Below are 22,655 nucleotides of genomic sequence, written 5' to 3'. Positions count from 1 at the left end.
ACTCCCCCTGGGCCTTGCGCTCATTGACCATGCGATCAACAATGGCGGGATGGACGTCGTCATCGCTCCCCCGCACCCGTCTCCGCTGCACCAGGACACAGGCAACCCCCGCCGCTCGACCCGCGTCGCCCTCGTGCAGGTGCGTTGGCTCGAAGACCCCGCTGCCCACCGAGCACAACTCGCCGACGGCATCGTCACCGCCGCGGCCAACGGCGCCGCGGCGGTGTTCCTGCCCGAGCTCACCCTGCGCCGCTACCCCGGCGACACTCCGGCCAGTGGTGTCCCGAAGGACCTCGCCGAGTCGCTCGAGGACGGCCCGACGGTCACCTTCGCCCGCGCACAGGCGATCGAGCACGGGGTCTTCGTCCACGCCTCGCTCTACGAGCGACCTGCCGACGACGACCACCCCGACGACCCCCGCGGCTACAACACCGCCGTCCTCGTCGCCCCCGACGGCACCCTGGTCGGCCGGACCCGCAAGACCCACATCCCGATCAGCGCCGGCTACTACGAGGACACGTACTTCCGCCCGGGCACGGACGACGACGCCTTCCCGGTGTACGAGCCGGCGGGTCTCGGCGCACGCGTCGGACTGCCGACGTGCTGGGACGAGTGGTTCCCCGAGGTGGCCCGGTCCTACGGCCTCGCAGGGTCCGAGGTCCTGGCGTACCCGACGGCGATCGGCTCCGAGCCGACGTTCCCGGACTTCGACACCGCACCGATCTGGCGGCAGGTCATCGTCGCGAACGGCGTCACCGCCGGCCAGTTCATGGTCGTCCCGAACCGCTGGGGCGATGAGGGCGACATCACGTTCTACGGGTCGTCGTTCATCTCGGACCCGTTCGGCCGCGTGCTCGCCGAGGCGCCGCGTGACGCTGACGCGGTGCTCGTGGCGGACCTCGACCTCGAGGCCCGGACGGAGTGGCTCCGACTGTTCCCCTTCTACGTGACCCGTCGCCCCGACCTCTACGCGGGGCTCGTCGCCCCGGTCGACGAGGACCGCCACGCGTACGGCGCACGCGACGCGATCGACGCGGCCATCGGGGTGGCCGCGACCGACGCCGGACCGGAGGTGCGCGCATGACGTGGGTGATGCCTCCCGAGACGGCTCCGCAGGAACGCACCTGGATGGCGTTCCCGCGCCCCGGCCTGACGCTCGGTGACGACGCGGCGAGCGCTGAGGCGGCGCGACGGACGTGGGCGACCACCGCCAACACGATCAGCGAGCACCAGCCCGTCACGATCGTCGTGGACCCGGTCGCGCGAGCCGACGCTCGTCGCCTGCTGTCGACCGCGGTCGAGGTGCTCGAAGCGCCCCTCGACGACTTCTGGATGCGCGACATCGGGCCGACGTTCGTCGTCGACGACGTGACCGGCGAGCTCGGCGCCGTGGACTGGGTCTTCAACGGCTGGGGCGCGAACTCCTGGTCGACGTGGACCCGTGACGCCGAGGTCGCCGCCACGGTCGCGGCCGCCGCCGGTGCGCGGCGGATCCCGTCGCTGCTCGTGAACGAGGGCGGGGCGATCCACGTCGACGGCACGGGCACGGTCCTGGTGACGGAGACCGTGCAGCTCGATCCGCGACGGAACCCGTACGCCGACCGCGAGCGCGTCGAACTCGAGCTGGCCCGGACGATCGGCGCGACGGACGTGGTCTGGCTGCCCCGCGGCCTGACCCGTGACTACGACGGGTTCGGGACCCGGGGCCACGTCGACATGGTCGCGACGTTCGCGGATGCGCCGAGCGACTCCAGCGACTCCAGCGCCACCAGCGCCACCACGACGTCCCGGACCGTCCTGCTGCACGCGCAGCCCGACGCCGGCCACCCGGACCACCTGGTGATGCCGCAGATCCGTCGGGCGCTCGAGCAGGCCACGGGAGCGACCATCGTCGAACTGCCGGCCCCGTCGACCCTGACCGACGACGACGGCCCGGTCGACTGGAACTACGTCAACCACGTGGTGCTGAACGGCGCCGTGATCGCCTGCGCGTTCGGTGACGCCGTCGCCGACGACCGCGCCCGCGGCATCCTCGCCGACGTGTACCCGGGTCGTCAGGTGCGTTCGATCGACGCTCGTCAGGTCTTCGCGCGCGGCGGCGGCCTGCACTGCATCACGCAGCAACAGCCGGCGGTCTGAGCCATCGCCGCGGTGTACAGCGGCTGCCCGACGTCTGTACACCGCGGCCGGTCCACCGAGCACTCGCACATCGGTATGTTGCTCCGAACCAGTCCGGGCGACGCTGCCCAGCCCAGCTCCGGCGCTGCCCATCCCCCGACCCAGCAGGGAAGTCCACGCACATGGCATCACCGACCGCGGTCCCCACACCGACAGCACCGGCAACACCTGCGCGCGGCGGTTCCCTGAAGCGGAGCCTCGGACTCTGGGCGATCGTCGGCCTGGGCCTCGGCTACATGACCCCGACGGTGGTGTTCGACACCTTCGGCATCGTCTCCGGGCAGACCGACGGCGCCGTGCCGAGCGCGTACCTGATCGCGCTGGTCATCATGGCCCTGACGGCGATCAGCTACGGGAAGATGGTCCGGGTCTACCCGGCAGCCGGTTCGGCCTACACGTACGTGCGGGAGTCGATGCACCCGAACCTCGGGTTCATGGTCGGCTGGGCGTCCCTGCTCGACTACCTGCTGCTGCCGATGGTGAACGCCCTGATCATCCGGCTCTACCTGGAGCAGGTGTTCCCGGCACTGCCGTCGTGGGTGACGGTCGTCGTCTACACGGTGTTCGTGACGACGGTGATCTGCCTGTCGATGCGTGGCACGTCGAACCTCAACATGGTGCTGCTCATCGGCGCGATCCTGGCGATGATCGCGTTCGTGGTCTTCACCGTCATCGAACTCGTCCACGGTGCCGGCGCCGGCACGATCGCGAGCACCGAGCCGTTCGTGCACGATGGCGTGACGATGTCCGCCCTGCTCACCGGTGCGACGGTGGTCTGCTTCTCGTTCATCGGCTTCGACGCCGTGACGATGTACACGGAAGAGGCGAAGTCGATCCGGATCATGCCGAAGGCGATCATGCTGACGGTGCTGCTCGGCGGCGCGATCTTCCTGGTGTCCGCGTACTTCGCGCAGCTGCGGTTCCCGACGAACACCCCGTTCGGCGAGTTCACCGACGACCCGCTCCCCCAGATCGGCCTGCTCGTCGGTGGTCCGGTGTTCCAGGCGGTCCTGGTGTCGGCCGGGTTCGTCGCTGCGCTCGCCTCGGGGCTCGCATCGCACGCGAGTGTCGCCCGCATGCTCATGGTGATGGGTCGGAACAACGTCCTGCCGAAGCGGGTGTTCGGCTACGTCAACCCGCGCACGCACACCCCGGTGTTCAACGTGGTCTTCGTCGGGGCGGTCACGCTGCTCGCGATGAGCTTCTCGCTCGACACCATCTCGTCGTACATCAACTTCGGCGCGCTCGTCGCCTTCACCTTCGTCAACGCGAGCGTCATCGTGCACTTCGCCGTTCGGCAGGGCCGCCGCCACACCGCGGGTGACCGGTGGAAGTACATCGTCCTGCCCGGCCTCGCGATGGTCCTGACGGGTGTGCTCTGGTCGCAGCTCCACGCCGACGCACTGATCGCAGGAGGAGTGTGGGCGGCGATCGGCTTCGCCTACCTGCTCGTCATCACGAAGGGCTTCCGGGTGCTGCCGAAGAGCTTCGACGAGAACCAGCCGGTCACCGGCGTCAACAAGCAGCTGACCGACCAGGCCTGACCCACCACGAGAGGACGCCATGTACGCCGTCACCGACCCCACCACGGGCACGACCCTCGAGACGTTCCCGACCATCACCGACGACGCGCTGCGCGCCGCCGTCACCACCGCCCACCAGACCCACGGCGAGTGGGGCCGCACCAGCACCGTCGCCGACCGCGCGGCCCTGCTCCACCGCGTCGCGGACCTGTACCGGGAGCGTCACGCCGACCTCGCCGCCACGATCGTGCGCGAGATGGCGAAGCCGATCGACCAGGCCGAGGGCGAGGTGGACTTCTGCGCCGACATCTACGACTACTACGCCGACCACGCCGAGGAGTTCCTCGCCGACCAGCCGATCACGCTGGCCGACGGCTCCGAGGGCAGCGCCTTCATCCGGAAGTCGTCGATCGGCGTGCTGCTCGGCATCATGCCGTGGAACTTCCCCGCCTACCAGATCGCTCGGTTCGCCGGCCCGAACCTGCTCATCGGCAACACGGTCCTGCTCAAGCACGCACCGCAGTGTCCCGAGTCGGCCCTGGCGATCGAGCGGATCTTCCACGACGCCGGGTTCCCCGAGGGCGCGTACACGAACGTCTTCGCGACGAACGACCAGGCCGCAGACGTCATCGCCGACCCGCGCGTGCAGGGGGTTTCGCTGACCGGGTCCGCCCGCGCCGGTGCCGCCGTCGCCGAGATCGCCGGCCGGAACCTCACGAAGGTCGTGCTCGAGCTCGGTGGGTCGGACCCCTTCATCGTGCTGTCCACCGACGATCTCGACTCCGTCGTCGAGTCCGCCGTCACGACCCGCCTCGAGGGCAACGGGCAGGTCTGCAACGCCCCGAAGCGCTTCCTGGTGGTGGACGACCTGTACGACGACTTCCTGGCGAAGTTCACGACGGCCATGTCGGCGGTTTCGCCGACCGACCCGTCCGTGCCCGGTGCCGAGCTCGGCCCGCTGTCGTCCCCGACCGCCGCGGACCGGCTGCAGGAGCAGCTCGCGTCCGCCGTCGCGCAGGGTGCGACCGTCGTCACCGGTGGTGACCGCCAGGGCAACGCCTTCGTGCCGACGATCCTCACCGACGTCACGCCGGACAACGACGCGTACCGCGAGGAGTTCTTCGGCCCCGTCGCCGCCGTGTACCGCGTCGCCGACGAGGACGCCGCCGTCGCACTCGCCAACGACACCCCGTACGGCCTCGGCTCGTACCTGTTCACGACCGACGCCGACCAGGCACTCCGCGTCGCGGACCGGCTCGAGGCCGGCATGGTCTACGTCAATATCGTCGGCGCGGACAGCCCCGAACTGCCGTTCGGCGGCGTCAAGGCGAGCGGCTTCGGCCGCGAGCTCGGCCCCCTGGGGGCCGACGAGTTCGTCAACAAGAAGCTGATCCGCATCGGCTGACGGACGCTCTGGACCCGGCTCCACGACGGACGGGAGGCACGGTGCCAGCTGGCACCGTGCCTCCCGTCTGCTCGTCGGTCGCCGCTACTGCTGCGGGTCGGCGGGCTCGCCGCCGGAGTCCGTGTCGCTGTCCTGCGCGGGGTCCTTCGTCGCGTCGCCCGTGGGCGACCCGTCCGGCAGGTCCTCGGTGTACTGCGCTTCGGCCTCGCTGGGGTCGCTGGATCCGTTCGCCGTCGTGTCGCTCATGGCCCGGACGCTACGCGCGGTCGGCGCTGCACCCGTTCAGACGGACGAGGCGGCAGCGCCCGAGCCGGCGGCGACCGGGGTCACGGCCAGGATCTCGTCGGCGACCTCGCGCCCGATCCGCACCGCACCGTCGACGTGCTGGTACCCCTGCCCGGCCAGGTCGCTCGACGCGAACCGGATCGGACCGACGGCTGCACGCTGGTCGGCTCCGTAGCGGACGAGCCCGCCCAGGTCGAAGCTCGCCGCGTAGGCGCCGCGGGTCCACTCCTCGGTGCCCCAGTCGCTCTCGTAGTACACGACCGGGCGCAGGGCCTCGTCGCCGTAGTAGTGCGCGAGCGATGCGAGCACGCGGGCCTTCCGTTCCTCGGCCGACAGCTCGAACAGGTCGTCCGCGTGCTGGTCGGAGACGAACCCGACGAGCGTGCCCTGCTCCGAGCCGTGCTCGGTGTTGTCGTACGCCTCGTGCACGACCTCGTACGGGCTGAACGCGGTGCCGGAGAGCCCGGCGCCGCGCCAGAACGGCCGGTCGTAGACGGCGTGCACCTTGATGACGAAGCCCATCGACAGGTGCTGGTGCAGCTGGTGCTGGCGACGGGGCAGCGGGGGTTCGTACGAGATCCGCGAGTACAGGGGCGGCGGCACGGCGACGAGCGCCTGCCGAGCGTGGACCTCGAGGCCGCCGTCGGCGAACGCGACGACCCCGTCGTCGGTCCAGCGCAGGGTGCGCACCGGCGCGTTCAGGTGCACGGCGTCACCGAGGCGCTCCGCGAGGCGTTCGGACACCTGCTGCATGCCGCCGACGACGCGCTTGTCCAGGATGAAGTCGGCGTCGACCAGGTTCGTGAAGCTCCCGGCAGAGGCAGCCATCAGCAGGGCCTGCAGTGCCGAGAACGCGTGTGCCGGCTTCGTGAGCATGGCGCCCGCGATGAACAGTTCGACGTTGTCGGTGGCGACGCGGTCCGGGCTGAGCGCGTGCAGCCAGGCACGGAAGGAGACCTCGTCGAGTGCCGCCGCGTGCGGGGACTCCCACGGGCGCGCCGGGTCGACCGCCGCGACGTACTCGTCGACGACCGTCACGAGTCGCTCGATCTCGTTCGCCGTCGCCCCGGGCAGCGGGAAGATGTCGCCGGTGTACTCGGTGCGGGTGCCCTCGGCGTCGACGTAGACGCTGGAGCCCTCGCGGTACCGGTCGCAGGTGTCGAGTCCGAGTTCGTCGAGGGTCTCGAGCAGCGCGGTCTGGTCGGGCGAGACCCACTGGCCACCGATCTCGAGCGTGACCCCCTCGATGTCGTTCGTCCAGGTGCGGCCCCCCACACGGTCGCGCGCCTCGAGCACCGTGACGGTCAGTCCCGCGGCGCGCAGGCGGTTCGCGGCGGTCAGGCCGGTGACACCGGCTCCGATGACGACGACGTCGCTCTCGATCATCGTGCTGCTCCTTCGGTGGTGGTGCTCCGGAACGGGCCCGGGGTCAGCGTGTACATGGTCTCGAGGTACTCGGCGATGCCCTCGCCGCCGCCCTCGCGGCCGAGGCCGGACTGCTTCACCCCGCCGAACGGGGCCGACGCGTTCGAGACGACCCCGGTGTTGAGTCCGAGCATGCCGGTCTCGAGCCGCTCCATCAGGCGCTGGCCGCGGGCCGGGTCCTCGGTGAACGCGTAGCCGACCAGACCGTACTCGGTGTCGTTGGCGGCGGCCACGGCCTCGTCCTCGGTCCGGAACGTCCGGATCGCCAGGACGGGTCCGAAGATCTCGTCGCGGAGCAGGTCGCTGCCGGGCTGCACGTCGGTCAGGACCGTGGGCGCGTAGAAGGTGCCGGGGCCGTCGACCGGGTGTCCGCCGGTGCGGAGCGTCGCCCCGCGGTCGAGCGCGTCGGTGACCAGGCGGTGCGCCTTGTCGACGGCGCGGTCGTCGATGAGCGGTCCGATGGCGACGCCGTCCTCGGTGCCGCGTCCGACGCGCATGGCCTCGACGCGTGCGGTGACCCGGCGCGTGAACTCGTCGACGACGTCCTCGTGCACCAGGAACCGGTTCGCGGCGGTGCAGGCCTGCCCGGTGTTGCGGAACTTGGCGGCGAGCGCGCCCTCCACGGCCAGGTCGAGGTCGGCGTCGGCGAACACCAGGAACGGGGCGTTGCCGCCGAGTTCCATGCTCGTCCGGAGCACGTTCTGCGCCGCCTGGGCCAAGAGCGTGCGGCCGACCGGCGTCGAGCCCGTGAACGACAGCTTCCGGAGCCGGGGGTCGGCGATCACCGGCGCGGAGACGTCGGCGGCCCGCGTGGTCTGCACCACGTTGACCACCCCGGCGGGCAGACCGACCTCGCGCAGCAGGTCGACGAAGAGCAGGGTCGTGAGCGGCGTCAGTTCGGCCGGCTTCACGACGACCGTGCACCCGGCGGCGAGCGCCGGTGCGATCTTCCGGGTCGCCATCGCCAGCGGGAAGTTCCACGGCGTGATGAGGAACGCGGGGCCGACGGGCTTGTGCGAGACGGTGGCACGGCCGGTGCCCTCGGGGTTGGTGCCGTACGAACCGCCGATCCGGACCGCTTCCTCCGAGAACCAGCGCAGGAACTCCCCGCCGTACGCGACCTCGCCGCGGGCCTCGGCGAGCGGCTTGCCCATCTCGAGCGTCATGAGCAGCGCGAACTCCTCGCGGCGTTCCTGCAGCAGGTCGAACGCGCGACGGAGCAGCTCGGCACGGTGCCGCGGCGGTGTGCTCGCCCAGCCCGTCTTGGCTGCTTCCGCGGCGTCGAGGGCTCGGACACCGTCCTCGGGGGTTGCATCGGCGATGTCGAGCAGCGTCTCGCCGGTGGCGGGGTCGACGACGGCGAAGGTCCGGCCGTCGGCCGACGGCTGCCATGCGCCGTCGACCAGGAGGCCCGTGGGGACGCGGGCGAGCAGCTCGCGTTCGGCGTCGGTGCGGTCGGCCGCGGGGGCGGTGGTGGTGCCGGTGGTCATGCTGTTGCGAGTCCTTCCAGGACGACGTCGAGTCCCTCGTGGAGCAGGGCGTCGTCGATCGACAGTGGGGGCAGGAACCGGACGACGTTGCCGTACGTGCCGGCGGTCAGCGCGATGACGCCGTGCTCGAACGCGGACCGCACCACCTTCCCGGTCAGTGCTGCGTCCGGTTCGCCGGTCGCGGGGTCCACGAGTTCCATCGCGACCATCGCGCCGCGTCCGCGGACGTCACCGATCCGCGGGTCGGTCGTCTGCGCGGCACGGAGTCGTCCGAGCAGCACGTCCCCGATCTCGCGGGCTCGGTCGATCAGCCCGTCGTGCTCGAACGCGTCGATCGCGGCGAGGGCGGCGGCGCAGGCGATCGGGTTGCCGCCGTAGGTGCCGCCGAGCCCGCCGACGTGCGCGGAGTCCATGATCTCGGCGCGCCCCGTCACGGCGGACAGTGGCAGACCACCGGCCATGCCCTTCGCGGTCGTGACGACGTCCGGCACGATCCCCTCGTGCTCGCTCGCGAACATCGACCCGGTGCGCGCGAAGCCGGTCTGCACCTCGTCGGCGATGAGCACGACGCCGTTCGCCGTGGTCCACTCGGACAGGGCGGTGAGGAACCCGGGCGCGGGGACGACGAACCCGCCCTCCCCCTGGATCGGCTCGATGAGCAGCGCCGCGGTGTTCGCCGCGCCGACCTGCTTCTCGATCTGGCTGATCGCGCGCTTCGCCGCCTCGGGCCCGGAGAGCCCGTCGTGGAACGGGTAGGACATCGGCACCCGGTAGACCTCGGGCGCGAAGGGTCCGAAGCCGTCCTTGTAGGGCTGGTTCTTCGCGGTGAGCGCCATCGTGAGGTTTGTGCGGCCGTGGTACGCGTGGTCGAACACCACGACGGCCTGCCGGCCGGTGTGCTTGCGCGCGATCTTCACGGCGTTCTCGACGGCCTCGGCGCCGGAGTTGAACAGCGCCGTGCGCTTGTCGTGGTCACCGGGGGTCAGCCGGTTGAGTGCCTCGGCGACCGCGACGTACCCGTCGTAGGCGGCGATCGTGAAGCACGTGTGGGTGAAGGCAGCGACCTGCTCGGTGACCGCGGCGACGACGGCGGGGTGCGCGTTGCCGACGCTGGTCACGGCGATCCCGGACCCCAGGTCGACGAACGAGTTGTCGTCCGCGTCCACGACGACCCCGCCACCGGCTGCGACGACGGCGATCGGCACGGCGACCCCGACCCCGGCCGCGACGGCTCCGGCCTTCCGCGCCATGAGCTCGCGTGATCGCGGGCCGGGGACGGCCGTGACGAGCCGTCGTTCCTGGGGCAGCGAGGGGCCGCCGGTGGGCGCACTGATCGAGGGTGCTGCGGTGGAGGACATGCGGCGATGGTAGGAGCCTGCGGTGACCACGGCGGCTGTCCACCGTGTACATCGAGCACCGGTCCGATCGCCCCGGTGGATAAAGTGCTCCCATGCCCGCGACGCTGCGTTCCCTGTTGCACCGTGCCGACCTCCGCCTCCGCCCGCTGACCGACGCGGACACGGGCGCCCTCGACGCCCCGCTGTCGTGGCTGCACAGCTCCGACCTCGAGGACCCGACACCGTTCCTGGCCGACGGGCAGGGACTGCTGACCACGGGCACCCAGTTCGGCGCCGAGGCCGAGGTCCCGGAGGACGTCGCCGGCCCCTACGTCCGCCGACTCGTCGAGCGGGGCGTCGTCGCACTCGGGTTCGGCACCGAGGTCGTCCGCGCCGGCACCCCGGACGCCCTCGTCGCCGCCTGCTCGCAGCACGGACTCCCCTTGTTCGAGGTGCCCTACGAGACCTCGTTCATCGCGGTCGCGCAGGCGAACGCCGAAGCGGTCGCCCGCGACGCGAACGCCCGGAACGCCTGGGCCCTCGCCGCACAGCGGGCGATCTCGCTCGCGGCGATGCGCCCGGACGGGCTCGGGGCGACGATCGCCGAGCTCTCCGGGCAGCTCGACGGCTGGGTCGGGCTCTTCGACGTGTCGGGGCGCCTGGACCGTGGTCACCCGGCGGACGGCGTGCCCGCGCAGGACCTCGAGCTGCTCCGGACCGAGGCACTGCGCCTGCTGCGCGCGGGACAGCGGGCGAGCCTGCCGGTGACGACCGAGCACCACACCGGGTTCACGCTGCAGACCCTCGGCAGCGGGGGCCACCTGAGCGGCGTGCTCGCGATCGCGAACGGCGGTGCGCTCGACCGCGCCGGTCGTGAGGTGGTGACGTCCGTCATCGCCCTCGCCGGACTCGCGCTGCAGCAGAACCGTGAGCTGGCCCGGGCTCGCGGGCTCCTGCGCACCGGCCTGCTCACCATGCTCTCGGTCGGCGATCCGGAGGTGGTCCAGTCGACGTCGCGCGAGGTGTGGGGTCCCCTGCCCGCCGAACCAGTCCGGATCGCGGCCCTCGACGTCGACGACCACGACCTCGACACCGTCGTCGACCTGCTCGAACTGTGGGTGCAGGACCGGCCCGGACAGCTCTTCTTCGCCGTCGACGACGCCCTCTTCCTGTGCGTGAGCGCCGACGACACCGCGATCGTCGAGGAACTGGTCGGGCGCTTCGACCTCCGGGCCGGCCTGTCGGACGGTGCCGCGTACCGGTCGTTCGGCCGCGCTCGCACCGAGGCCGTGCAGGCCCTGGACCGTCGGCGCGAAGGACGACCGGGCACCACCGAGTTCGGCGACCTCGCCCGGGAAGGCGTCCTCGCACACCTGGCCCACGTCGACGTGGACGCCGGAGCCGTCGCCCGCGCGTTCCTCGCTCCCCTGCTCGAACACGACCGGTCGGCGGGCACCGAGCTCACCCGCACCGTCCGCGCCTGGCTCGAGCAGAACTGCGAGTACGACCGCGCCGCCCAGGTGCTCGGCATCCACCGCCACACCGCACGCTCCCGGGTCGAGCACGCCGGCCGACTCCTGGACCGCGACCTCTCCGTCTTCGCGACCCGTGCCGACCTGTGGGCGGCCTTCGTCGTCGAGGGCGCGTGACCCGCGGATACGGTGGGACGATGCCGTCGACACCGGCCCGCCGGCGCCTGAGCCCGGCCGAACGCGGATCCCAGATCGCGGCGGCCGCGGTCGACCTGGCGCGCGCCGAGGGCCTCGCGGCGGTGACGCTCCGCGGGGTCGCCGCCGTGATCGGGGTCGCGCCGTCGCTCGTCGCCCACTACCGCCCGAGCATGGAGGACCTGGTCGGCGAGACGTTCCGCACCGTCGCGGCAGCCGAGGTCGCCGAGGTCCGCGCGATCGTCGGCGCTGCGCCCGACCCCGTCTCCGGCCTCCGCACCCTGCTCGGCTGCATCGCCGATCCCGCGCGCGACGACGTCGCCACCCTGTGGGCCGACGCGTGGAGCATCGGCCGCACGAACGCGGCGGTGGCGACCGCGGCACGGGACGTCATGGACGACTGGCAGCTCCTCGCGACCACGGTCGTCGTCGACGGGGTGCGCGCGGGCGTGCTGCGGACCGACGACCCGGACGGCGTGGGACGCCTGCTCTTCGCGCTCGTCGACGCCACCAACGGGTACGCCCTGGTCGACTACCTCGACCGACCGACCCGCGAGGGCCTGGTCCGCACGACGATCGCCCGAGCGGTGGGCCTGGACGGCTCAGCCCTGTCGGGGTGACACCCGCCGCGGTGCCACTGACCGCAGTGCCACCCACTGCAGCAGCATGATCGTCTTGCCGTCGGCGATCCGGCCGTCCTCGACCATCGCGAGCGCCTCGTCGAGTGCCAGCTCGAGCACCTCGATGTCCTCGCCCTCGTCCTCGACCCCGCCGCCCGCCTCGACCCGGTCCGCCGGTGTGTAGGCACCGACGTAGAAGTGGACACGCTCGGTGACCGAACCGGGGCTCATGAAGACGTCGCCGACGCGCACCAGGTCGCCCAGCCGGATGCCGAGCTCCTCGGCGGCCTCGCGGCGGACGGCGGTCTCGGGGTCGTCCTCGTCGAGCAGCCCCGCCGCTGCCTCGATGAGCATGCCGTCCGGGTGCCCGTTCACGTACGCCGGCCACCGGAACTGCCGGGTGAGCAGGACGGTACGGCGCTCGGCGTCGTACGGCAGCACGGTGGCGCCGTTCCCGCGGTCGTAGGTCTCCCGCTGCTGTCGGTCCCACCGGCCGTCCCGGCGCCGGACGTCGAGCGTGGTGCGACGGAGCACGTGCCAGCCGTCCGACACGACCTCGACGTCCCGCACGACGACGTCGGGGTTGCGGTCGAGGTCACGGCCGACGGCGTCGAGTCCGGTCCGCCCACGGGCATCGGGGACGTCGACGCCGGGACGAGGAGCTGCTGCACGATCATCGGTCACCTGGTCACGCTAGCGGGGAGGCTGCTCGCACGACTCGCCCGCCCGGTACCGTGCAGCCATGACCAGGACACCGTTCACCCGTCGCCCGGAGCGACCGCAGGTCGTCACCGTGTCGTTCGTGCTCTGGCTCGTCTGGGTCGCGGTCTGCCTGGTGGCGACCGTCCTGCAGTTCGTGGCGGGAACGGGCGGCAACGCCATCGGCACGGTCCTGACGGTGCTCGTCGCCATCGTGGTCTGGGGACTCGTCGGGTGGGCGGTCGTCCGCACGGCCGCCGGGTCGCGGGTGGCACGCATCGTGCTGGTCGTCGTCGCCGCGGCCCGTGCGGTGCTCAGCCTCACGAGCGGCGAACTCGGACTCCTGACGATCGCGCTGTCGGTCGTCGCCGCGGTCCTCCTCTTCCTGCCCAGCGCGCGCCCGTTCTTCGCACGCAGCGATGCGGGAAGAACCGACCACGGGTTCTCCGGGCCCGGCGTGTCGGGGTCGAGCCGCGCCTCCTGGCCGGATCCCGACCACGCGACGGACGCCGATCGGACCTGATCCGCCCACCGGCGACGGCCGCCCCGGTACGTCCTGGAAGAACACGAAAGGCCCCGGATTCCTCCGGGGCCTTTCGCTGTTTCGCCTGGTGCGCGAGGGGGGACTTGAACCCCCACGCCGTTTCCAGCACACGGACCTGAACCGTGCGCGTCTACCAATTCCGCCACTCGCGCCAGCCCCAAAACACTACCACGCACAGACTGCCCCCTGCGCCAACCACTACCATGCAGTGGTTGACGACCGACGACTCTGGAGACACATGGGCCTGCTGGACAACTTCGAGCGAGGGCTGGAGCGCGCCGTGAACGGCGCGTTCGCGAAGACCTTCCGCTCCGGTGTGCAGCCGGTCGAGATCTCCAGCGCCCTGCGCCGTGAGCTCGACACGAAGGCCGCCGTGGTGTCGCGAGAGCGCATCCTCGTGCCGAACGAGTTCACCGTGCGCCTCGCACCGCCGGACTTCACGCGCATGAACGACGTCGGTCGTCCGCTCATCGACGAACTCACGCAGATGGCCCACCAGCACGCCGTCGCGCAGAACTACTCGTTCTCCGGACCGGTCACCATCCGGCTGCAGCAGGACGGCACCCTGTCGACCGGCATCCTGCAGATCGACTCCACCACGGTGCAGCGCGACGTCGCCTGGATCGCCGTGCTCGACATCGGCTCGCAGCGCCACCGCCTGCAGCGCGGACGCACCGTGATCGGCCGTGGCAGCGACGCCGACATCACCATCGCGGACACCGGGACGAGCCGGAAGCACGTCGAGGTCCTGTGGGACGGCAAGCACGCCCAGGCCACGGATCTGGGCTCGACGAACGGCTCGAAGCTGAACGGACAGCACTTCCAACAGGCGATCGTGGAGCCGGACTCCACCATCGAGATCGGTCGTACCCGTATGGTGTTCCGGGTGATCCCGGAGAACGACGGAGGTGCTCGATGACCACAGGCCTGACCCTGCTCGTCCTGCGCTTCGCGTTCCTCGCGGTGCTCTGGCTGTTCGTCTTCGTGATCGTCTTCGCCCTGCGCAGTGATCTCTTCGGCCAGCGCGTGCGCACGATCCCCACGGATTCCAAGTCGGCTCCCTCCGGCCCGACGACCCCGACGATCCCCGCAGCGGCAGCGCCGGCGGCGGCCTCGGGCGGCGCGTTCACCGACCTCATCGGGCAACCCACGGCGGCGACGCAGTCGCCCTCGCCGGCAGCGGTGCGCCTCGTGATCACCGAGGGCGCGCGTGAGGGCATGGAGATGCCACTCGGCGGCGGGCCGATCACGATCGGCCGCTCCAGCGAGTCCAACGTCGTGATCCGCGACGACTACACCTCGACCAACCACGCCCGGCTCGACCTGCGCGCCGACGGCTGGCTCCTCACCGACCTCGAGTCCACGAACGGCACCTTCGTCAACGGTCAGAAGGTGAGCGCTCCCCTGATCGTCGCGGAGCGCACGCCGATCACGATCGGGACGACGACGTTCGAGCTGCGGCGGTAACCCGGCATGACCGCTCGCACGTTGAGCGCCGCTGTGTCCCACGTGGGCCGCATCCGCGCGAACAACCAGGACTCCGGCTACGCCGGGGCGCACCTGTTCGCGGTCGCGGACGGCATGGGTGGGCACGCCGGCGGCGACGTCGCCTCGGCGATCGCGATCCGGCGCATCAGGGAGGTGGACCGCGAGTTCCCCTCGGCCCACGACGCCGAGTTCGCGTTGCAGTCGGCCCTGATCGCGGCGAACCAGCTCATCACCGAGACGGTCTTCGAACACCAGGAACTGACCGGCATGGGCACCACGGTGTCCGCGATGATCCGGGTCGGCGAACAGATCGCGATCGCGCACATCGGTGACTCGCGCATCTACCGCCACCGAGACGGCGAGCTGCAGCAGATCACGTCGGACCACACCTTCGTGCAGCGCCTGGTCGACAGCGGCCGGATCACCCCGGAGGAAGCCGCGGTCCACCCCCGTCGCTCGGTGCTCATGCGGGTGCTCGGCGACGTCGATGCCGCACCAGAGGTCGACACCGCGATCATGGACATCCAGCCGGGCGACCGCTGGCTGCTGTGCTCCGACGGCCTGTCGTCGTACCTGGCCGAAGAGCGCATCCGGCACGCCCTGGCGTCGAACATGGACGCCAACCAGGTCACACAGCGCCTGGTCAAGGAGACCCTCGACCACGGCGCCCCCGACAACGTCACCGTCGTCGTCATGGACGTCACCGCTGACGAGGTCGACGACGACGACGACGCGGCCACCACCGTCGGGTCCGCGGCCGCCCCCCTGACCTTCGAGGCGTCGACCGGTCGCAAGCCGATCCGCCTCCCCACGATCCTGCTGCACCCGCTCAAGGTCACCACCGCCCCGGAGGACTCGCACTTCGAGCCCGAGTCCGACCAGTTCTTCGCGGAGCTCATCGCCGAGGACCGCCGACGCCGCATCCGACGTCGGGTCTCGTGGACGGTCGCGCTCGTGGTGGCGGTCGCTGCCCTGGTCGGGGCCGTGTTCCTCGGCTGGCGGATCACCCAGGACCACTACTACGTCGGCACCGACCGCGGCACGGTCGCCATCTACAAGGGCGTCCAGCAGTCGATCGGACCACTGGCGCTGTCGGACGTCTACGAGGACACCGACATCACCGTGTCGATGCTGCCGGACTACACCCGCGAGAACGTCCGCTCGACGATCAACGCGCAGTCGCTCGACGACGCGCGGGACATCGTCGACCGACTGCGCAAGGCCGCCGAGACCGGGCAGGACCAAGCCGGTACCGGCGGTGACGGCGGATCCACCTCGTCACCCTCGCCGTCACCGACCCGGTCGTCGACGCCCTCCCCGTCCCCGACCCGGGGCTCGCGATGAGCAACGCCACCGCCCAGTCGTTCACGCAGGCGATCACGATCAAGCTCCGTGAACCCGCCCGTGCTCGGAACCTCGAGCTCGTGCTGCTCGTCATCGCCTGCGGCATCTGCGCCGGCGCGATGGTGCTCGTGCAGCTCGGCACCAAGGGGCGACTGTTCGACACCTCGGTGCTGTGGGTCGGCGGGGGCATCCTCGGGCTGGGGCTCGTGATGCACGTCGTGCTGCGGGTCGTCGCCAAGAACGCCGACCCGTTCGTCCTTCCGATCGCACTCGTCCTGAACGGCATCGGCATCGCGGAGATCTACCGCATCGACGTTCACAACGGCCTGACCGGCTGGGACGCCATCGGTGTGAAGCAGATCGTCTGGACGATGCTCGCGATGGTCCTGGCGATCATCACGCTGCTGCTGGTCCGGAACCACCGGTTCCTGCAGCGCTACCGCTACATCTTCATGTTCCTGACGATCGCGCTGCTGCTGCTGCCGATGCTCCCCGGCATCGGCTACGCGCCCGGCGGAGCACGGGTCTGGATCCGCGTCGGACCGTTCTCGTTCCAGCCGGGCGAGCTCGCGAAGATCACCATGGCGCTGTTCTTCGCCGGGTACCTCGTCACCGCGCGCGACTCGCTGTCGATCGTCGGCAAGAAGTTCCTCGGCATGACGTTCCCGCGTGCCCGCGACCTCGGCCCGATCCTGGTGATGTGGGGCGCCGCGATGGCGGTCCTCGTCTTCCAGCGCGACCTCGGCACGGCGCTGCTGTACTTCGGCCTGTTCCTCGTGATGATCTACGTCGCGACCGCGCGCATCAGCTGGGTGGCCATCGGCCTCGTGCTGTTCGTCGGCGGCGCCCTCGTCGCGCAGAGCGTCCTCGAGTACGTGCACGGCCGCTTCGAGCAGTGGCTCGACCCGTTCAACCAAGAGGTCTTCAGCCGCGACACCCAGGCGAGCTACCAGCTCGTGCAGGGACTGTTCGGCTTCGCGAACGGCGGCATCACCGGCACCGGCCTCGGCCAGGGGCGCCCCTACATCACGCCCGTCGCCAACGCGGACTACATCATCGCCTCGCTCGGCGAGGAGCTCGGCCTGATCGGCGTCTTCGCGATCCTGGCGCTCTTCATCGTGCTGGCCTCGCGCGGCATCCGCGTCGGGTTCATGGCGCAGGACGACTTCGGCAAGCTGCTCGGCGTCGGCTTCGGCTTCGTGATCGCCCTGCAGGTGTTCGTCGTCGTCGGTGGCATCACCCGCGTGATCCCGGTGACCGGCCTGACCACGCCGTTCATGGCCGCGGGTGGATCCTCGCTCATCGCCAACTGGATCATCGCCGCGATGCTGCTGCGACTCACCGATTCCATCCCAGCCGAACAACGCGTCCAGCAGGGTGCGATCCCCGCCGCGAGCGGGCGGTCCGCGCGCGCGACCAGGAAGGAGCGTCGTCGATGAACCGACAGCTCCGCGGTGTCTCGACCGTCATCGTGCTCATGTTCGTCGCACTCTTCGTGTCGACGACCTCGATCCAGTTCTTCTCGGCGGACACGCTCCGCGCCGACTCCCGCAACTCACGCACCATCTTGGACAGCTACTCGACCAAGCGCGGTGCGATCCTCGTCGACGGCAGCCCGATCGCCGAGTCGACCCCGGTGGACGACCAGTACGAGTACCAGCGCAAGTACACGAACGGCGACCTGTACTCGGCGGTCACCGGCTACTTCACCATCGGCCAGGGCAACACCGGCATCGAGAGCGCGGAGAACACCGTGCTGTCCGGCAACTCGGACGCCTCGTTCTTCCAGAACCTCAACTCGATCCTCACCGGCCAGGACGTCCAGGGCGACAACGTCAACCTGACGATCGACCCCGCCGTGCAGCAGGCCGCGTACGACGCCCTCGGCACGAACAGCGGCGCCGTCGTCGCCATCCAGCCGAAGACCGGCAAGATCCTCGCGATGGTCTCGAAGCCGAGCTACGACCCGAACACCCTCACCTCGCACGACACCGCGAAGGTCAAGGAGCAGTACGACGCCCTACTCGGCGCCTCATCGTCCCCGCTGCAGAACCGCGCGATCGGCGGCGACCTGTACACGCCCGGGTCCGTCTTCAAGCTCGTCGTGGCATCGGCGGCGCTCGAGGGCGGCAAGTACAACCTCGACTCGACGTTCCCGAACCCCTCGCGCCTGCAGCTCCCTGGTACGAGCTCGTACATCAACAACGCCGAGGGCGGCACGTGCGGCGGCGGCGACAAGGTCAAGCTCCGCACGGCCATCCAGTACTCGTGCAACATCCCGTTCGCCGAGCTCGGGCAGAAGCTCGGGTACGACGCGATCAAGAGCATGGCCGACAAGTACGGCTTCGGTGACGCCATCGAGGTCCCGATGTCCGCGACCGCCAGCCAGTACCCCGAGGTCGACTCCACGGCGCAGCTCATGCTGAGCGCGTTCGGCCAGGCGAGCGTCCGGGTGTCCCCGCTGCAGATGGCCATGGTGTCGGCCGGCATCGCGAACGGCGGCAAGGTCATGCAGCCCTCGCTGGTCGACTCGATCACCACGAGCGACCTGAAGACGGTCGAGTCCTTCTCCCCGAGGCAGTACAGTGATCCGCTGTCCTCCTCCGAGTCCGCTGACCTCACCGAGGCCATGCAGAGCGTCGTGAACGCCGGGACCGGAACGAATGCCAAGATCGACGGTGTCGACGTCGCAGGGAAGACGGGCACGGCCGAGGGCGGAACAGGCGATCCCTACACCCTCTGGTTCACCGGGTTCGCGCCCGCGAAGGACCCGGAGGTCGCCGTGGCGGTCGTCGTCGGAGACGGCGGCGGGCTCGGTCAGTCGGGAGTCGGCAACACAGTCGCGGCCCCGGTCGCGAAGAAAGTCATGGAGGCGGTGCTGAACAAATGAGACCCACCAGCGGACTCACCTTCGGTGGGCGGTACCAGCTCTCGTCCCGGGTCGCCATCGGCGGCATGGGAGAGGTGTGGCAGGCCACCGACCTCGTCATCGGCCGAACCGTCGCACTCAAGATCCTCAAGGACGAGTACCTCGGCGACCCCGGGTTCCTCGAGCGCTTCCGCGCCGAGGCCCGCCACGCTGCGCTCGTCAACCACGAGGGCATCGCCAACGTCTTCGACTACGGCGAAGAGGACGGCAGCGCCTACCTCGTGATGGAGCTCGTCCCCGGCGAAGCGCTCTCGACCATGATCGAGCGCGAGCACACGCTGCCGGTCGACAAGGTCCTGGACATCGTCGCGCAGACCGCGAACGCCCTGCAGGCCGCGCACGCGGTCGGTCTCGTGCACCGCGACATCAAGCCCGGCAACCTGCTCATCACGCCGGACGGCCGCGTCAAGATCACCGACTTCGGCATCGCACGCATCGCCGACCAGGTCCCGCTCACCGCGACCGGCCAGGTCATGGGCACCGTGCAGTACCTCTCGCCCGAGCAGGCGAGCGGGCACCCGGCGTCACCGTCGACCGACATCTACTCGCTCGGCATCGTCGCGTACGAAGCCCTGGCGGGTCGTCGTCCCTTCACGGGCGAGTCGCAGGTCGCGATCGCGATGGCGCACATCAACGAGCAGCCGCCGGCGTTGCCCGGGGACATCCCCGAGCCCGTCGCCGCCCTCGTGATCTCGTGCATCGCGAAGAAGCCCGCCGATCGTCCCGCCACCGCCGCCAACCTGGCGCGCGCCGCACAGGCGCTCCGCCGTGGTGACGTCGCAGCGGCCACCGTCGCCGTCCCCGCCATCGCACAGGGCGGCACCGTCGCGTTCAACCCGCCGCAGGGCCAGGGCAACGACGCCGCCACGGCACTGCTCGGCACCCAGTCCGGTGCGGCCGCCGGCGGTGCCGGTGGACCCGTCGGACCGCGCTCCCCGGCGACGGACGAGCCCGAGGAACCGAAGAAGAAGCGCGCCTGGATCTGGTGGGTCGTCGGCATCGTCGTGGTGCTCGCCATCGCGGGTGGCTTCGGTGTGTACGCCCTGAACAACCCGGCCGACCCCGACCCGACGCCCTCGAACTCCGCGTCGAGGACCCCGCGTCCGACCACGACACCGTCCGAGACCCCGTCCCAGACGCCGGTCGACACCCGCGTGACGGTGTCGGCAGCCGACTACACGGGCCAGAACGCCGAGCAGGTCGCGAACCAGCTCCGCGGTCGGGGCCTGGTCGCCGAGGTCGTCGCCGGTTCGAACGCGACGTCCTCCGACCAGGTCGGCACCGTCGAGTCGCTCAGCCCCGAGGGCAGCCTCGAGCAGGGCACGACGGTGACGATCAAGGCGTTCGGCGACGTGCTGACCGCCGAGGCGCCCGAGCGTGCCACCGGTGGGTCCGTGAGCGACTCCGGCCGCGTCACGTTCAGCTGGCCGTCCTACGACAAGTGCCCCGCCGGGTACTCCGACGTGAGCTACACGTACACGATCGACAACGGCACGGTCCCGTCGAACGGCAGCAGCTCGGGCTCGACCTCCGGCACGGCGGTCACCGTCGCGGCGGCGCAGTCCGGCACGGTGACCCTGTCGTACAAGGTGACGTGCAAGTCGCCGCAGTCCGGCACCGCGGTCGTCTCCGACTCGTCGCCCGGGGCGCAGGTCACCTGGACCGAGCCCACCGAGGAGCCCACGACCGACCCGAACGACGGCATCGACCCGACCGACGCCCCGATGGACGGCAACTGAACGACCCCCGGACGGGGACTGTCGACACCGTTCGGTAACGGTTCGGTCGACCCCTCCCTGACCAGCGTCTCACCAGGTGGTGCTGCCGTACACTAGCCCGGACGGACAGACGGAGGAGTACGTGCCAGAAGGTGTGACCGCGGGGATCACCCTCCTCGCCAACCGTTACGAGATCGGTGATGTCATCGGCCGAGGCGGCATGGCAACCGTGCACCTCGGCAACGACACCCGTCTCGGTCGCAAGGTCGCGGTGAAGCTCCTGAAGCCGAGCCTGGCCAACGACCCGGCGTTCCGCACCCGATTCCGGCAGGAAGCCCAGGCCGCTGCTCGCATGGCGCACCCGACGGTCGTCCGCGTGTACGATGCCGGCGAAGAGACCGTGACCGAGACCTCGGGCGCCGAGGTGCAGGTCCCCTTCATCGTGATGGAGTACGTCGAGGGCCGCCCGCTCTCCGACATCATCGCCGAGGGCGCCGTCGCTCCGGCCGAGGCCGTCCGCATCACCGAGGGCATCCTCACCGCGCTCGAGTACTCCCACCGCGCCGGCGTCGTGCACCGCGACATCAAGCCCGCCAACGTCATGGTCACGCACAGCGGCCAGGTCAAGGTCATGGACTTCGGCATCGCCCGAGCCATCACCGACACCTCCGCCACGGTCGCGCAGACCACGTCGATCCTCGGCACTGCGTCGTACTTCTCGCCGGAGCAGGCCCGTGGCGAGACCGTCGACGCCCGTACGGACATCTACTCCACCGGTGTCGTGCTGTTCGAGCTGCTCACCGGCCGCGCGCCCTTCCTCGGTGACACCCCGGTGGCGGTGGCCTACCAGCACGTCAGCGAGCAGCCCGTCGCCCCGTCGTCGATCACACCAGAGGTGTCCCCGGCACTCGATGCCGTGACCCTGCACGCCCTGGTCAAGGACCGCACGCGCCGCTTCCAGAACGCCGCCGAGTTCCGCTCGGACCTGCAGCAGGCCGCTGCGGGCCGAGTTCCGGCATCCACCAAGAAGATCCAGCAGAACGCGGCGAACGACGCCTCGACGGTGCTGTTCGGGGTCGACCCGCGCACCACGTCGAACCCCGCCGCGGCGTTCCGCGAGCTCGACGACGACACCGCGGAGCACCGCCCGCAGCGCACGCAGAACCGTCCGCCGGTGGCGTGGATCTGGGTCGGCATCCTGCTGACGGTCGCGGTCATCGTCGGGGTCGTGTTCTTCGTCGCGAACCTGCAGCCGGGCAAACCGCCGGTGTCGTCGTCCGTGAGCGTGCCGAACGTCACCGGGTCGACCTTCAGCGCCGCGTCCACCGCGCTCGAGAAGAAGGACCTGACGGCGGTCAAGGTCGAGGAGAACTCCGACTCGGTCGACAAGGGGACGGTCATCCGCACCGACCCGGGCTCCGGCATCAACGTGGGCCGGAAGTCCAGCGTCAACGTGGTCGTCTCCCTCGGCCCCGAGCGGGTCCCGGTCCCCGAGCTGAACGGGCAGTCCCAGGCAGCGGCACAGCAGGCACTGGACGATGCCGGCTTCCGCGTCGGCGCGATCAGTTCCGACTACTCGTCCGACGTGCCAGAGGGCACCGTGATGAGTTCCGACCCCGAGTCCGGTTCGCTCCACACCAAGGGCATCGTGATCAACCTCACGGTGTCCAACGGCAAGGTGCAGCTGCCGAACGTCACGAACCAGCAGTTCTCCGAGGCGAAGGCGTCGCTCGAGCAGCTCGGCCTCACCGTGACGCCGTCGCCGTCGTACTCGTGCACGGGTGGCCTCGTGACGCAGCAGGACACCCCGCAGGGCGATGTCGCCCAGGGCAGTGCCGTCGCCCTGACCTACTGCGCCGCGTCGAGCCAGCCGACCCACGCCCCGTCGTCCGACAACGGGAACGACAAGGGCGACAACGGGGACACCGGTGGAGACAACGGGGACACCGGCGGCGACAACGGCGACGGTCGCTGACCGTCCCGATCAGGAACGACGCCACCGC

The 22,655-nt window shown here is 70.6% G+C and carries 19 protein-coding genes and 1 tRNA gene; 14 read left to right on the top strand and 6 right to left on the bottom strand.

Annotated features, from left to right (window positions below; genetic code table 11):
• Nucleotides 1-49 precede the first annotated feature (49 nt).
• The 4 genes from ACIPV1_RS17695 (at nt 50) to ACIPV1_RS17680 (ending at nt 5,106) form a co-directional block, all read left to right on the top strand.
• On the top strand, nt 50-1,084 hold the full coding sequence (locus ACIPV1_RS17695; protein ID WP_123937137.1) for a nitrilase-related carbon-nitrogen hydrolase: 1,035 nt from the start codon (nt 50-52) through the stop codon (nt 1,082-1,084).
• Nucleotides 1,081-2,139 (top strand): agmatine/peptidylarginine deiminase, encoded by a 1,059-nt coding sequence (locus tag ACIPV1_RS17690; protein ID WP_402726937.1) that lies wholly within the window; start codon nt 1,081-1,083, stop codon nt 2,137-2,139. Before ACIPV1_RS17695 ends, ACIPV1_RS17690 begins: the two co-directional genes overlap by 4 nt.
• A gap of 161 nt (nt 2,140-2,300) precedes the next feature.
• A complete protein-coding gene (locus ACIPV1_RS17685; protein WP_123937135.1) occupies nt 2,301-3,722 on the top strand; it encodes an APC family permease in 1,422 nt (473 codons plus the stop codon).
• 19 nt (nt 3,723-3,741) lie between these two features.
• Nucleotides 3,742-5,106, top strand: coding sequence for an NAD-dependent succinate-semialdehyde dehydrogenase (locus ACIPV1_RS17680; protein ID WP_123937134.1), 1,365 nt, complete (start codon nt 3,742-3,744; stop codon nt 5,104-5,106).
• Between the two features lie 84 nt (nt 5,107-5,190).
• Here the strand turns inward: ACIPV1_RS17680 and ACIPV1_RS17675 are convergent, their stop codons facing one another.
• The 4 genes from ACIPV1_RS17675 to gabT are packed head-to-tail and all read right to left on the bottom strand — an operon-like array spanning nt 5,191 to nt 9,664.
• Entirely contained in the window at nt 5,191-5,352 is a 162-nt protein-coding gene (locus ACIPV1_RS17675; protein WP_159572952.1) for a hypothetical protein, read from the bottom strand.
• Between the two features lie 36 nt (nt 5,353-5,388).
• Nucleotides 5,389-6,777, bottom strand: coding sequence for a flavin monoamine oxidase family protein (locus tag ACIPV1_RS17670; protein ID WP_402726936.1), 1,389 nt, complete (start codon nt 6,775-6,777; stop codon nt 5,389-5,391).
• On the bottom strand, nt 6,774-8,306 hold the full coding sequence (locus ACIPV1_RS17665; RefSeq protein ID WP_402726935.1) for an NAD-dependent succinate-semialdehyde dehydrogenase: 1,533 nt from the start codon (nt 8,304-8,306) through the stop codon (nt 6,774-6,776). Before ACIPV1_RS17665 ends, ACIPV1_RS17670 begins: the two co-directional genes overlap by 4 nt.
• The gene (gabT, locus tag ACIPV1_RS17660) at nt 8,303-9,664 is read right to left on the bottom strand and encodes a 4-aminobutyrate--2-oxoglutarate transaminase (protein ID WP_132099246.1); all 1,362 of its coding nucleotides are present in this window, start codon (nt 9,662-9,664) and stop codon (nt 8,303-8,305) included. Before gabT ends, ACIPV1_RS17665 begins: the two co-directional genes overlap by 4 nt.
• A 92-nt stretch (nt 9,665-9,756) precedes the next feature.
• On the opposite strand from gabT, the gene ACIPV1_RS17655 reads away from it, so the two are divergent.
• On the top strand, nt 9,757-11,292 hold the full coding sequence (locus ACIPV1_RS17655) for a PucR family transcriptional regulator (protein ID WP_131877947.1): 1,536 nt from the start codon (nt 9,757-9,759) through the stop codon (nt 11,290-11,292).
• A gap of 20 nt (nt 11,293-11,312) precedes the next feature.
• A complete protein-coding gene (locus ACIPV1_RS17650) occupies nt 11,313-11,930 on the top strand; it encodes a TetR family transcriptional regulator (RefSeq protein WP_402726934.1) in 618 nt (205 codons plus the stop codon).
• Here the strand turns inward: ACIPV1_RS17650 and ACIPV1_RS17645 are convergent.
• The gene (locus tag ACIPV1_RS17645; RefSeq protein ID WP_131920786.1) at nt 11,913-12,614 is read right to left on the bottom strand and encodes an NUDIX domain-containing protein; all 702 of its coding nucleotides are present in this window, start codon (nt 12,612-12,614) and stop codon (nt 11,913-11,915) included. The two genes, ACIPV1_RS17650 and ACIPV1_RS17645, sit on opposite strands and share 18 nt — an antisense overlap.
• Nucleotides 12,615-12,672: 58 nt before the next feature.
• On the opposite strand from ACIPV1_RS17645, the gene ACIPV1_RS17640 reads away from it, so the two are divergent.
• Entirely contained in the window at nt 12,673-13,152 is a 480-nt protein-coding gene (locus ACIPV1_RS17640; protein WP_402726933.1) for a hypothetical protein, read from the top strand.
• Between the two features lie 86 nt (nt 13,153-13,238).
• Here the strand turns inward: ACIPV1_RS17640 and ACIPV1_RS17635 are convergent.
• A tRNA-Leu gene (locus ACIPV1_RS17635) sits at nt 13,239-13,325 on the bottom strand.
• An 86-nt stretch (nt 13,326-13,411) separates the two neighbouring features.
• Between ACIPV1_RS17635 and ACIPV1_RS17630 the strand changes: the two genes are divergently transcribed.
• The 7 genes from ACIPV1_RS17630 (at nt 13,412) to pknB (ending at nt 22,627) form a co-directional block, all read left to right on the top strand.
• Nucleotides 13,412-14,092 (top strand): DUF3662 and FHA domain-containing protein, encoded by a 681-nt coding sequence (locus ACIPV1_RS17630; RefSeq protein WP_123292929.1) that lies wholly within the window; start codon nt 13,412-13,414, stop codon nt 14,090-14,092.
• Nucleotides 14,089-14,640 (top strand): FHA domain-containing protein, encoded by a 552-nt coding sequence (locus ACIPV1_RS17625; RefSeq protein WP_111083697.1) that lies wholly within the window; start codon nt 14,089-14,091, stop codon nt 14,638-14,640. The genes ACIPV1_RS17630 and ACIPV1_RS17625 overlap by 4 nt, the downstream gene beginning before the upstream one ends.
• A gap of 6 nt (nt 14,641-14,646) precedes the next feature.
• On the top strand, nt 14,647-16,005 hold the full coding sequence (locus tag ACIPV1_RS17620) for a Stp1/IreP family PP2C-type Ser/Thr phosphatase (protein ID WP_111083696.1): 1,359 nt from the start codon (nt 14,647-14,649) through the stop codon (nt 16,003-16,005).
• Nucleotides 16,002-17,444 carry an FtsW/RodA/SpoVE family cell cycle protein gene (locus ACIPV1_RS17615; RefSeq protein WP_132099242.1) on the top strand — a complete coding sequence of 481 codons (1,443 nt, stop codon included), beginning with the start codon at nt 16,002-16,004 and terminating at the stop codon, nt 17,442-17,444. The genes ACIPV1_RS17620 and ACIPV1_RS17615 overlap by 4 nt, the downstream gene beginning before the upstream one ends.
• Nucleotides 17,441-18,895, top strand: coding sequence for a penicillin-binding protein 2 (locus ACIPV1_RS17610; protein WP_111083694.1), 1,455 nt, complete (start codon nt 17,441-17,443; stop codon nt 18,893-18,895). The genes ACIPV1_RS17615 and ACIPV1_RS17610 overlap by 4 nt, the downstream gene beginning before the upstream one ends.
• Nucleotides 18,892-20,673: a serine/threonine-protein kinase gene (locus ACIPV1_RS17605; protein ID WP_123937126.1), complete on the top strand. Its 1,782-nt coding sequence runs from the start codon at nt 18,892-18,894 to the stop codon at nt 20,671-20,673. Before ACIPV1_RS17610 ends, ACIPV1_RS17605 begins: the two co-directional genes overlap by 4 nt.
• 133 nt (nt 20,674-20,806) lie before the next feature.
• Nucleotides 20,807-22,627, top strand: a complete 1,821-nt coding sequence (pknB, locus tag ACIPV1_RS17600) for a Stk1 family PASTA domain-containing Ser/Thr kinase (RefSeq protein WP_131845192.1) — start codon at nt 20,807-20,809, stop codon at nt 22,625-22,627.
• Nucleotides 22,628-22,655 lie beyond the last annotated feature (28 nt).

Origin of the sequence: Curtobacterium sp. NPDC089991 (assembly GCF_044748425.1) — a bacterium.
Classification (GTDB): Bacteria; Actinomycetota; Actinomycetes; order Actinomycetales; family Microbacteriaceae; genus Curtobacterium.
The sequence above is the reverse complement of the archived record's forward strand: the minus strand, read 5'-3'. Positions and strand labels throughout refer to the sequence as shown.